The organism is Kribbella sp. (assembly GCF_035687465.1).
Classification (GTDB): domain Bacteria; phylum Actinomycetota; class Actinomycetes; order Propionibacteriales; family Kribbellaceae; genus Kribbella.
This window is the reverse complement of sequence record NZ_DASRXP010000039.1, coordinates 1-11111: the sequence shown is the minus strand read 5'-3', so window position 1 is coordinate 11111 and position 11111 is coordinate 1. Positions and strand designations below refer to the sequence as shown.

Sequence of the window (11111 nt, the reverse complement as noted above, 5' to 3'; positions counted from 1 at the left end):
ACTTCTCCCCAAGCAGCACCTGGCGAGCTGTTGCAATCCTTGCACACGGTGAGGGTCGTGTCATGCCGAGCGCAGATCTGCCCGCATCTGCCCCAGGATGGCCTCTCGATGGGGGTCAGGGGTGGGGGCGGAGGGCGTCTGTGGCTAGGGCGGCTAGGTGGGGAGAGGGGGCGGGGGTGGCGTGGGACTGCATGGCCAGGGCGCCTACGAGGATGGCGGAGAGGTCGTCGGGGGTGATGTCGGTGCGGGCTGCGCCTGCTTGCTGGGCGCGATTCAAGAGGTTGCCGAGGGCTGTGGTCAGGGCTGTGCCGGCTGAGGTCACGGCGTTCTTGAGGTCGCTATCGGGGCCGGCTGCGGCGAGGGTGTCGAACAAGGCCTTGTTGGTGGTTCCCTCGATGACGAGTCGGTGGAAGTAGGAGAAGAAGGCCTCGCCGGGATCGTCTGCGGTGAGGAGGGAGCGCGCTTTCTCCTCCAAGCGCTCCAGGACGGTGAGCAGGACCGCTTCGATCAGGGCGGCCTTGGTGGGGAAGTGCCGCGAGACCGTGCCTGTACTGACCTCTGCGCGGCGGGCGATCTCCGAGATGGGAACAGTCAATCCCTCTTGGGCGAAGGCGGCTTCAGCTACTTCCACCACGCGACCGCGGTTGCGCTGCCCGTCGGCCCGCTGGGCCTTGACCGGTTCCGTCATCGCGGACCGACCGGGTCGACGGCAACGGCGCCGGCAACGGTAATGGGCGGTCGGCCATGCGTTGTTAAACGGGATGAGCATCCCGTATCGTCACAGTAAGCGGGATACACATCCCGGATACTACAGGAGGAGCTCATGGCCAGCTCGATCGCGGATCAGTCAGGGCGCACAATGGTCATCACTGGAGCGACGACCGGGGTCGGCCGCCGGGTCGCGGTTGTCCTCGCCGAGGCGGGCGCGCACGTAGTACTGGCTTGTCGGGATGAAGCCAAGGCGGGCGTGGTGCGCGAGCAGATCAAGGCAGCGACGCCGGACGCGAAGGTGAGCGTGGTTGTGCTCGACCTCGCCTCGTTGGAATCGGTGCACGAGGCGGCGCGGCGGATCGGCGCGGAGTACGAGCGGCTCGATGTGCTGATCAACAACGCCGGCGTGATGAGGCCGCCGCGCAGTACGACAGCGGATGGGTTCGAGCTCCAGTTCGGCACCAATCATCTCGGGCATTTCGCGCTGACCGGGTTGTTGCTCGAGCGGATGCTGCCAGTCGAAGGCTCCCGGATCGTCACGGTCGCGAGTCCCGCGCACAAGCAGGGGCGGATCGATTTCGACGATCTCCAGTCGGTACGGCGGTATCGGCCCGGCGCCGCATACGCCCAGTCGAAGCTGGCGAATCTCCTCTTCACCTACGAGTTGCAGCGTCGACTGGCCGCGAAGGCAGCCACGACCGTTGCCCTCGCGGCGCACCCGGGCGGCGCGCGATCGGAGCTCAACCGCAACCTGCCGATCCTCTTCCACGGGAAGAACTGGGGGCTCGCGCGTCCGATCACGCACCCGGTGGAGGCCGGTGCACTGCCGATCCTGCGCGCTGCTGTCGATCCGGCAGCGCGAGGTGGCGAGTACTACGGCCCGGACGGATGGTTCGAGTTCAGAGGGAAGCCGACCCTGCTGACCTCGACCGCGCGGTCGCACGACCAAGCTGTCCAACGTCGCTTGTGGGACGTGTCCGAGCAGCTGACCGGCGTCCGGTACGACGTCCTCTGAGGAATCCCTGAAATCAGGCGAGCTTCGCGAGGCGGTTCAGGGCTTCTTCGAGGATGTGGGGTTGTTTGCAGAAGGCCCAGCGAACCAGGGGTCGGCCGGCTTCGATGTTGTCGTAGAAGACCTGGTGGGGGATCGCGACCACGCCGGCCTTCTCCGGGAGCATCCGGCAGAACTCGACGCCGTCGGTGTAGCCGAGTGGGCGGACGTCGGTGGTGACGAAGTACGTGCCCTGGGGGCGGTGGACGCCGAAGCCGAGGGATTCCAGGCCGTCGCAGAGCAGGTCTCGCTTGGCCTGCATGGTGGCGCGCAGGTCGTCGAAGTACTCGTTGCCTAGGGCAAGCGCTCCGGCGACGGCCGGCTGGAAGGGGGCGCCGGAGACGTAGGTGAGGAACTGCTTGGCCGTGTTCACGGCGGTGACGACGGAGGCAGTACCGGTGACCCAGCCGATCTTCCAGCCGGTGACGGAGAACGTCTTGCCCGCGCTGCCGATGGACACGGTCCGCTCCACCATTCCCTCGTACGCCGTGAGCGGGCGGTGCTGGAGTCCGTCGTAGATCAGGTGCTCGTACACCTCGTCGGTGATGACGACCAGGTCGTGCTCGACGGCGATCGCGGCGATCCCGCGCAGTTCGGTGTCGTCCAGCACGGTGCCGGTCGGGTTGTGCGGGGAGTTGATCAGCAGAACCTTGGTGCGCGGGGTCACGGCGGCCCGGAGTTCGTCGACGTCCAGGCGGAAGTCCGGGGCGCGGAGCGTGACCGGGACCCGTCGACCGCCGGCCATCGCGATGCACGCGGCGTACGAGTCGTAGTACGGCTCGAGGGCGATCACTTCGTCACCTGGTTCGACGTACGCGAGCAGGGCGGCGGCGATCGCCTCGGTGGCGCCGGTGGTGACGAGAACCTGGGTGTCCGGATCGTAGGACAGGTCGTAGAAGCGCTTCTGGTGGTCGACGATCGCCTGGCGGAGGGCCGGGATGCCACGGCCGGGCGGGTACTGGTTCGCGCCGCTGCGGATCGCGGCGACGGCGGCCTCGAGCAGCGAGTCCGGGCCGTCGGTGTCGGGGAATCCCTGGCCGAGGTTGACCGAGCCGGTCTGCACCGCGAGGGCCGACATCTCGGCGAAGATGGTCGTCCCGAGTCCCTGCAGTCGCTGAGCGTGTTCGCGCATGCCTCCGACCCTAACCCCCGGCCTTGCACAGAGCCGTGCGGTGGGCCCAACCTCTGGACCCACCGCACGACCTGCCTGTCAGTTCCAGGGACCCGGCGGTGGTGGCGGAACCACCGGCGGCCGGTCCTCGCAGTGACCGGGTGCGCCCGCGTCCGCCGTCCAGCCGCCGTCGTTGCTGTTACCGAGCAGCCGTACGTCGAACTCCGGCGTACCGGTGAAGTGGAAGGTGCCGCAGTTGTTGATGAACGGCGCTCCCACATTGCGGGCATCCACGTTCTCGAAGGTGGCCCAGCCGCCGACCCGGGCGTTCACCACGTTCGTCCCGGTCCCGTCCACCTTGATGTTGCGGAAGGCAACGTTCGTCAGCGCGTAGTCGTCCTTGACCGGCCAGTCGACCACGAACATGACCGCGTTGTACGTCGAATCCAGGAACGAACTGTTGGTCACCTCGATCTTGCCGGACATGTTCGACTGCAGGGCGTAGAGCCAGATCGCGCCGAGACCCAGGTCCCAGTTCAGATCCCTGGGCCCACCGCGGACCGTCGTGTTCCGGGCGAACGACAGCGTCCCCTCGAACGGCGTCGAGTTGAATCGCGATCCCGCATGCAGGGTGCTGCCCTCGCGGATCGGGTCGGCGACCAGGTTGTCCGTGACCGCGTTGTCGCGACCGCCGTAGATCGCGATGTTGTTCGCCAGGACAGGTGTTTGCACTGTGTTGTGGTCGTAGACGTTGTTGTGGTTGACGAGGCCCTCGGGGTTGGCCTCGGACCACATCGCCAGCCCGTCGTCACCGCTGTTGCGGATGAAGTTGTTGGTCGCCCGGACGTTCGAGACGCCCAGGTGCAGGTTCATCCCGTCCGCGATCGCGTCGGTGATGATGTTGTTGCGGATCAGCAGGCCGCTCATCGGGCCGTCGAGCCAGATCCCCACCTTGGTGTGGTGCAGGTAGAGGTTCTGGATGGTCGAGCCGCCGCCGATCGCGCCACCGATGCCGTTCACCTGGTCGGTGTCGATGCGCTCCCGGACGTCGCTCTCGATCGCGAAGTCGGACAGGTGGACCTTGGTACTGCCGCCGTCGGCCGAGTACTTCCCGTAGAACCCGGGCGCGGTATGCACTGAGTTGTCGGGCGCAGGCTGAGCCAACGGAAGCACTGAACCCTTGATGATGGTCCACCAGTTCCCGGCGCCCCGGACGGTGACCTTGTCGACGACGATGTGCCGGTTCACCTGGTAGGTGCCCGGTGGGATGAATACGGTCCAGCTGATCTTCTTGGCGGCCGCGATGGTCCGCTCGATCGCCGGAGCCGCGTCGTGCCGGCCGCTCGGGTCGGCGCCAAAGAGCCTGACGGACAAGGACTTCGCCGGCTGCCGGATCGGCGTACCGACCAGCTCGAAGTCCGCGACGTCGAGCACGTACCAGGAAGCTGGGCTGCCGGACGGGATCTGGAAGCGGACCTTGTCGCCGGCCTGGTAGGTCTTGCCGAGCAGCAGCCGCTGCTCGTCGTAGAAGTGGTTCGGCCGGAACGGCTTGGTCACCGGGTCAGGCTCGGGCTTCCACCAGCCGGGGTTCGGGTCGACGTTGGGGTCGTTGGAGAACGGATACATGCCGTAGAGCCAGGCGTACTGCGACGTCAGGGTCATGGTCTGCTTGCGCTTCCCGTTGACCGTGACGTCGAGCGGCGCCGTGATCCCGCCACCCGCCGGCGCGTCGGGAATGCTGTACCGCAAGGTCAGCGCATTGGCAGGCCGTGACAACTTGAACTCGACGTACTGCCCCGACGCAGTCAGCCGTACTGCGCTGCGCCCCGAAGCCTCGGCGGGCAAGGTGTAGGCCTCACGACTCGGCCCGATCTTCTCGCCGGACGTGGTGGCGTTCTCCGCCTCCTGCTCGACGAATGGCACGGTCGCTCCGCGGCCGGCGACCAACGCGGGATCCAGTCCGGCCCGGGTGATCTTGGGTGCTGAGCTCGCCGTGGTCTGTGCGGTAGTGGAGGTGTCCACGGATGGGGTTGGCCGGGCTGTGGCGGACAAGGCCGGTACGGCCAGGAGAGCGCCTAGGACGACGCTGGTCGCCGCAAGCCGGCGGCGACGGGACAGGACAGGATGGGACACGGGCGACATCCCCCTCAGGATCAGTGGCCGTGCCTCGTCATCGGGGCCCGGCAGGCGTCACCGCTTGGGGCCGGACGATACGCATCCCGACCATCGGCTGCAAGATCTCGACAATCGAAAGAAATTTCCCGCGTTTGCCCCGGTGTCAGTCGGTGGGAAGGGCCACCTGAGGGTTGGGGCGGAGAGCGCGGAGCCACAGCTCGGTCTGGGCGATGTGGGCCGAGGCGGCGGTGGCCGCGGCGGCCGGGTCGCGGTGGGCGATGGCTTCGAGGATCGCGCGGTGCCCGCGGTCGCTGGTCTGCTTGATCGCTTCGAACTCGGCGCCCGGTGCGAAGATCCGGTAGTGCCCGCCGCGACCGCGGATCACCCCCGTCAGGGCTGTCACCGTGGGGTTGCCGCCGGCCGTGCAGATCGCGCCGTGGAACTCGGCGTCCAGCGCCTGGATCTCGGCCGCGTCGGTGGTCGCTTCGAGCCGGTCGAGGATGTCGCCCAGTTGCGCCTCCAGCGCAGGATCCTGCCGGGCGGCCGCTGCCGCGGTTGCGTGCGCCTCCAGGACGCGGCGTACCTCGAGCAGTTGGAGCACGCCTTCGAGCGGGATCAACTCGACCGACAGCGAGAACCGGCTGATGATCTCGGCCGGGTCCAGCGCGGAGACGTACGTGCCGGACCCGTGCCGCGACTCGATCACGCCGAGCGCCGACAGCGACCTGACCGCCTCGCGCAGCGAACTCCGGGACACGCCGAGGTGGTCGCAGAGCTCCGGCTCCGGCGGGAACTTCGCTCCCGGCCCGAGCTCGCCAGAAGCGATCATCTGCCGCAGGCCGGCCAGCGCGTTGTCCGTGGCTGCCATCGATTCCTCCCTCAACACCTGAGACCCAGCACCTGAGACCAACACCCGAGATGTCCAGCATCGCGAGGATAAGTCCTCAGAGCACTTACGGTCACATCGCCGCCGAGTCCTTGTCGTCTCAGCGCAATGATGGCTAATCTGCTGCGAACGGGTGGCCCACTCATCTGATGTCAGGGCAAAGTCTCACCCCAGTTCCCCTGGAGGCGAACCGCCATGCGTCACCGACAGATGCTCGCACCTTTCACCGCCGCCCTCGCCGCGGCCGCGCTGGTACTGACCGCCTGCGGCCCCGGCCCGGCGGAGAAGGCCAGCGGCGAGATCAAGCTGCAGATGGTCGAGAGCCTGACCAACCCGACCCGGACCACCTTGCTGAAGAAGCTGATCGCGGACTTCGAGGCGGCCAACAGCGGCGTCAAGGTGCAGCTCATCTCACCGCCGACGAACCAGGCGGATCAGAAGATCCAGCAGATGCTCCAGTCCGGCAAGGGCGTGGACGTGCTGGAGGTCCGCGACACCACCGTCGGCCCGTTCTCCACCAACAAGTGGATCTACGACATGGCCCCCGACCTGAAGGACTGGGACGGCCTCGGAGCGCTCACCCCGAATGCGCTGAAGGTCGCGCAGCAAGGCGGCAAGTCGTACATGGTCCCGTACGGCTTCTACGGTCTGTCCCTGTTCTACCGCAAGGACCTGGTCCAGCAGGCCGGCTTCAGCGGTCCGCCGAAGAGCTGGACCGAAATGGTCGAGCAGGCGAAGAAGATCAACGATCCGTCCAAGAACAAGTACGGGTACTCCTTCCGCGGCGGACTCGGGGCCGGCGGCAACGCGATCGCGGTGATCTCGGGCTACGTGATCGACGAGCTCAACCGGGACAACGCCTTCAAGCTGACCAGCGGCAAGACGATCTTCTCGTCGCCGAAGGCGGTCGACGCGCTCAACCTGTACGTCGATCTGTTCAAGTCCGCGTCACCGCCCTCCTCGGTCAGCTGGGGCTATCCGGAGATGGTGCAGGGCTTCACCTCCGGTACCACCGGGTTCCTGCTCCAGGACCCCGAGGTGATCGCCACGGTCAAGGAATCCAAGACGATCAAGGAGGACCAGTGGGGTACTGCGCCGCTCCCCGTCGGCCCGACCGGCAAGGCGGCGCAGCCTCTCGCCAACGCGGGTTGGGGCGTCGCCCAGGGCAGCGAGCACAAGGCCGAGGCCGTGAAGCTGGTGAAGTTCCTGACCTCGGGCGACGCGGCGATGACGTTCTCCAAGGAGAACAGCCTGGTCCCGATCCTCAAGAGCGCCGCGGAGGACCCGTTCTTCAAGGACGGCCCCTGGGCGTCGTACGTCGCGATGAACTCCTCGCCGGACACCTACGTCGTGGTGACGCAGCCGCGGGGTGTCCCGTGGTCGACGGAGTGGGGCAACAAGGCCGACGCCGACGTACAGAAGCTGATCACGGGTAAGGCCCAGCCGGCCGAGATCCTGAAGAGCTGGGACGAGTACTGGACGAAGAAGTGGGCCGGGAACTGATCCGATGGCTCTGACCGACACCGACCGACCGGCCCTGAAGCCGCCCACGAGACGGCCGGTGACCCGGCGACGGCAGTTCACCGGCCGGACCGCGCTGATCATGCTCGCCTTCATGACCCCGGCGATCGTCTTCGTCGGGCTCTTCACCTACTACCCGTTGCTGAACGGCATCCAGATGGCCTTCCGCAACTACAACCTGAACGATCTGTCCGACACCTCGTGGGTGGGGCTGCAGAACTTCCGCACCCTGCTGGACGACGAGATGTTCCGTGGCACGGTGAAGAACTCGATCGTCTGGGTGGTCGGCTCGCTGGTGCCGCAGTTCCTGATCGGCTTCACGATGGCGCTGTGGTTGCGCCGGAGGTTCAGGTTCCGCGGCACCTACCAGGCGCTGGTGTTCTTCCCCTGGGCGGTGTCCGGGTTCCTGATCGGGATCCTGTTCCGCTGGATGTTCAACGGCGAGTTCGGCGTGGTCAACGACCTGCTGATGAAGACGCACCTGATCGATACCCCGGTGCCCTGGCTGGCGGACGCGAAGTACGCGATGGCCGCTGTCATCATCGCGAACATCTGGTACGGCGTGACGTTCTTCGCGATCATGATCCTGGCCGCACTGCAGTCCGTGCCGGACGAGCTCTACGAGGCCTCCGCGATCGACGGCGCCGGCAAGGTGCGGACGCTGTTCAGCATCACCATCCCGTCGATCCGGACCACGCTGGCGCTGACCGTCCTGCTCCGGGTGATCTGGATCTTCAACTCGCCGGAACTGATCTTCGGGATGACCGGTGGTGGCCCGGCGAACGAGACGCACATCGTCACGTCGTACATGATCCAGGTGACCCAGGAAGGCGACTACGGCCGCGCCTCGGCGATGGGCGTGATGGTGGTCTTCGTACTCATGCTGTTCGCGATCTTCTACCTGCTCGCGATCCGGCAGCGAACCCCCCGTACTACGGGTCGGAGGGCGGCCGCGTGATTCACAACGAGACACTGCCCGGGCGAATCGTGAAGTTCAGCGGGCTGGGGATCTGCCTGCTGCTCACGGTGTTCCCGCTCTACTGGATCCTGGTCACGTCGTTCAAGGATCCGGGCTCGATCTTCGCGTACCCGTTGAAGTACTGGCCGTCGGACTTCTCGCTGGACAACTACCGCGGGCTGTTCGACCAGTCCAACTTCGCCGTCTACCTGGTCAACAGCCTGATCGTGTCGACGGTCGCGGCGGCATTCGCCACAGTGATCTCGCTGCTGTCGGCCTATGTGCTGGCGAGGTTCGAGTTCGTCTCGAAGGGCGCGGTGATGGGTGCCTTCCTGGTTACCCAGATGATCCCGGGCTTCATCGCGCTCGGCTCGCTCTACATCCTGATGACCAAGCTCTACCTGGTCGACAACCGGTTCGGCCTGGTGCTGGTCTATGTCGCCGTGTCGATCCCGTTGTGCACGGTGATGTTGCGCGGGTTCTTCGAGAACGTGCCGGCCTCGCTCGAGGAGGCCGCGATGGTGGACGGCTGCTCGCGGTTGTCGGCGTTGTTCCGGGTGCTGGTCCCGGTGATGACGCCGGGCCTGGCGGCGTCGTACATCTTCAACTTCGTGAACTGCTGGAACGAGCTGTTCCTGTCGGTCACGCTGCTGAACAGCGATAGCCACAAGACGGTCCCGGCCGCCCTCAACGGCTTCATCAGCAGCTACAACATCGACTGGGGGTCGATGTCGGCCGCCGCCGTCCTGTCGATCATCCCGACCATGATCCTGTTCGCGTTCGCCAGCCGCTACATCGTCGAGGGCCTGACCGCCGGCGCCGTCAAGGAGTGAAGTCCGGCGAGCGCCCAGGGTAGTGACAGACTGGTCGCGTCGAGGACGGAAGGACGGACACGTGGCGACTGCGTTGATCACTGGGCCGACGGCCGGTATCGGGCGGGCCTTCGCGGACAAGCTGGCACTCGAGGGTTACGACCTGGTGCTGGTCGCGCGCGACGAGGCCCGGCTGAAGGAGGTCGCGACCGAGATCACCCGGCTGCACGGGGTCGGTTGTGAGGTACTGGCGGCGGACCTGACCGACCCGGAGCAGCTGGCGGTGGTCGAGGAGCGCTTCCGGTCCGGGCCGATCGAGGTGCTGGTGAACAATGCCGGATTCGGGCAGAAGAAGCCGTTCTGGGCGAACCCGATCGAGCTGGAGGAGAAGCAGTTCGACCTGCTCGTCCGGGTGGTACTGCGGCTGACGCACGCCGCCGTCCTGCCGATGATCGAGCGTGGTTCCGGCGCCGTGATCAACGTGTCGTCGGTCGCGGGATTCTTCCAGCGCGGCAGCTACAGCGCGCACAAGTCCTGGGTGACGAACTTCTCCGCCGGCCTGGCGATCGAGTTGCACGCCAAGGGCGTCGCGGTGATGGCCTTGTGCCCCGGGTTCGTGCACACCGAGTTCCACGAGCGGATGGGGATGGACAAGACGATCATCCCGTCGTTCATGTGGCTGGACGCGACCGAACTGGTCGACGCGGCCTGGAAGGACCTGATGCAGGGCAAGTCGATCTCGATCCCGACCTGGCGCTACAGGCTGATCGTGGCCGCTAGCCGCTATGTCCCCCGCGGCCTGATCGCCCGCGTCTCCACCGTCGGCCTCGACGGCCGTCGCCGCGCCTGAGATTGCCGGAACACGCCAGGCCGGGGGAGATCCCGTTCCAACCAACTGGGGCTCGCTAGCGTCAATCAAGTCGAGGGATTGGCGAGCGGGGAAGGTTGGGGACATGGCCACACGGGGATGGAAGCGGGCCGGGGCCGCGGCGATGGGGCTGGTGCTTGTGGCCTGCGGCAACAGTACGAAGCCGGCGGCCGACGAGAGCACCTCCACCACGCCACCGCCCAGCACACCGAGCACGACGGCACCGAGCCTGCCGCCGACTCCCGCCCTGACACCGACACGGACACCGTCAATGACGCCGACGCCTGGGAAGACCACCAAGCCCGTCCCGCCGCCGGTGGAGTCGCCGACGCCGGTGAAGCCGATCCGGCTGACGACCTCGATGCTGTTGACCGGTTCGGAGGTCGCCAAGGGCGATCCGAAGCGAGGCTGGGCCGCCACCGAAGGCAGTGCCAGTACGCCGATCTGCGGGCGCTCGTCGACCCGTGGTGACGACGTCCTCGGCAGTCTGAGCCGGAACTTCTCGAACGGCCTGGACGCGTCCGGCGGGCAATGGCTGACCCGGTACAAGGACGTCGGCACCGCGACTGCGGCGTACGAGCGCATCCTGACGACGATCCAGTCCTGCAAGGCGGCCCGGCCGGCGCCGACGCATGCGCGGAAGCTGACCGAGAACCGGTCGATCGCGCTCGGCGACGCGACCAGGATCCTGCGCTGGTACGACTACCCGTTGCCGTCCGACCCCGGCAGCGAGGACGGCGGCTTCCCGTACGCCGTGACACGCAAGGGCACTGTGGTCTCGGTGATCGCGTTCCGGGAGATGGGCAAGGGCGTCAAGGCGGCCAACTTCGAGAAGCTCGCCCGCTCGGCCGCCGCTCACCTCAGCTAAGTCGGCGGCTAGCGCGCTGGGTCATAACTCCCGAGCGGCTTCCACCAGCGCGGCGATCGTGGCTGCCACGAGGGGATGCTCCGCACGACCTGGGCGGACGGCAGCGAACACCCGGCGTACGGGGGTCGGGTCGCTCAGCGGCCGGATCACCGCTGCGCCCGCAGTGCTTCCGCGCAAGGCCAGCCGGGGGACCAGCGAGACCCCGGCGCC

Annotated in this window: 11 protein-coding genes; 6 read left to right on the top strand and 5 right to left on the bottom strand. The window is 66.9% G+C overall.

Going from position 1 to position 11111, the window contains the following annotated elements; genetic code table 11:
- Positions 1 to 115 precede the first annotated feature (115 nt).
- The gene (locus tag VFG33_RS01915; protein WP_325021691.1) at positions 116 to 688 is read right to left on the bottom strand and encodes a TetR/AcrR family transcriptional regulator; all 573 of its coding nucleotides are present in this window, start codon (positions 686 to 688) and stop codon (positions 116 to 118) included.
- A gap of 135 nt (positions 689 to 823) precedes the next feature.
- Between VFG33_RS01915 and VFG33_RS01910 the strand changes: the two genes are divergently transcribed.
- Entirely contained in the window at positions 824 to 1726 is a 903-nt protein-coding gene (locus VFG33_RS01910; RefSeq protein ID WP_325021689.1) for an oxidoreductase, read from the top strand.
- A 13-nt stretch (positions 1727 to 1739) separates the two neighbouring features.
- Here VFG33_RS01910 and VFG33_RS01905 read toward each other — a convergent pair whose 3' ends face one another.
- From VFG33_RS01905 to VFG33_RS01895, 3 genes are all read right to left on the bottom strand, one after another.
- A complete protein-coding gene (locus tag VFG33_RS01905) occupies positions 1740 to 2894 on the bottom strand; it encodes a pyridoxal phosphate-dependent aminotransferase (RefSeq protein WP_325021687.1) in 1155 nt (384 codons plus the stop codon).
- 78 nt (positions 2895 to 2972) lie between these two features.
- On the bottom strand, positions 2973 to 5015 hold the full coding sequence (locus VFG33_RS01900) for a glycosyl hydrolase family 28-related protein (RefSeq protein ID WP_325021685.1): 2043 nt from the start codon (positions 5013 to 5015) through the stop codon (positions 2973 to 2975).
- A gap of 136 nt (positions 5016 to 5151) precedes the next feature.
- Positions 5152 to 5856: a FadR/GntR family transcriptional regulator gene (locus VFG33_RS01895; protein WP_325021683.1), complete on the bottom strand. Its 705-nt coding sequence runs from the start codon at positions 5854 to 5856 to the stop codon at positions 5152 to 5154.
- Positions 5857 to 6069: 213 nt separating this feature from the next.
- Here VFG33_RS01895 and VFG33_RS01890 point away from each other — a divergent pair, with 213 nt between their 5' ends.
- From VFG33_RS01890 to VFG33_RS01870, 5 genes are all read left to right on the top strand, one after another.
- The gene (locus VFG33_RS01890; protein ID WP_325021681.1) at positions 6070 to 7377 is read left to right on the top strand and encodes an ABC transporter substrate-binding protein; all 1308 of its coding nucleotides are present in this window, start codon (positions 6070 to 6072) and stop codon (positions 7375 to 7377) included.
- 4 nt (positions 7378 to 7381) lie between these two features.
- Positions 7382 to 8353, top strand: a complete 972-nt coding sequence (locus VFG33_RS01885; RefSeq protein WP_325021679.1) for a carbohydrate ABC transporter permease — start codon at positions 7382 to 7384, stop codon at positions 8351 to 8353.
- Complete coding sequence (locus tag VFG33_RS01880; protein WP_325021677.1) at positions 8350 to 9186, top strand: carbohydrate ABC transporter permease; 837 nt, start codon at positions 8350 to 8352, stop codon at positions 9184 to 9186. The genes VFG33_RS01885 and VFG33_RS01880 overlap by 4 nt, the downstream gene beginning before the upstream one ends.
- A 61-nt stretch (positions 9187 to 9247) precedes the next feature.
- The gene (locus tag VFG33_RS01875; protein WP_325021674.1) at positions 9248 to 10015 is read left to right on the top strand and encodes an SDR family NAD(P)-dependent oxidoreductase; all 768 of its coding nucleotides are present in this window, start codon (positions 9248 to 9250) and stop codon (positions 10013 to 10015) included.
- 103 nt (positions 10016 to 10118) lie between these two features.
- Positions 10119 to 10901, top strand: a complete 783-nt coding sequence (locus VFG33_RS01870) for a hypothetical protein (protein WP_325021672.1) — start codon at positions 10119 to 10121, stop codon at positions 10899 to 10901.
- A gap of 21 nt (positions 10902 to 10922) precedes the next feature.
- Here VFG33_RS01870 and VFG33_RS01865 read toward each other — a convergent pair.
- The coding region (locus VFG33_RS01865) for a LysR substrate-binding domain-containing protein (protein WP_325021670.1) at positions 10923 to 11111 on the bottom strand (189 nt) is incomplete at its 5' end.

Bases quoted from the DNA above. Each gene is read 5' to 3' on its own strand.
- VFG33_RS01900 (WP_325021685.1), bottom strand. From the start codon at position 5,015: ATGTCGCCCGTGTCCCATCCTGTCCTGTCCCGTCGCCGCCGGCTTGCG.
- VFG33_RS01915 (WP_325021691.1), bottom strand. From the start codon at position 688: ATGACGGAACCGGTCAAGGCCCAGCGGGCCGACGGGCAGCGCAACCGC.
- VFG33_RS01870 (WP_325021672.1), top strand. From the start codon at position 10,119: ATGGCCACACGGGGATGGAAGCGGGCCGGGGCCGCGGCGATGGGGCTG.
- VFG33_RS01905 (WP_325021687.1), bottom strand. From the start codon at position 2,894: ATGCGCGAACACGCTCAGCGACTGCAGGGACTCGGGACGACCATCTTC.
- VFG33_RS01885 (WP_325021679.1), top strand. From the start codon at position 7,382: ATGGCTCTGACCGACACCGACCGACCGGCCCTGAAGCCGCCCACGAGA.
- VFG33_RS01895 (WP_325021683.1), bottom strand. From the start codon at position 5,856: ATGGCAGCCACGGACAACGCGCTGGCCGGCCTGCGGCAGATGATCGCT.
- VFG33_RS01890 (WP_325021681.1), top strand. From the start codon at position 6,070: ATGCGTCACCGACAGATGCTCGCACCTTTCACCGCCGCCCTCGCCGCG.
- VFG33_RS01910 (WP_325021689.1), top strand. From the start codon at position 824: ATGGCCAGCTCGATCGCGGATCAGTCAGGGCGCACAATGGTCATCACT.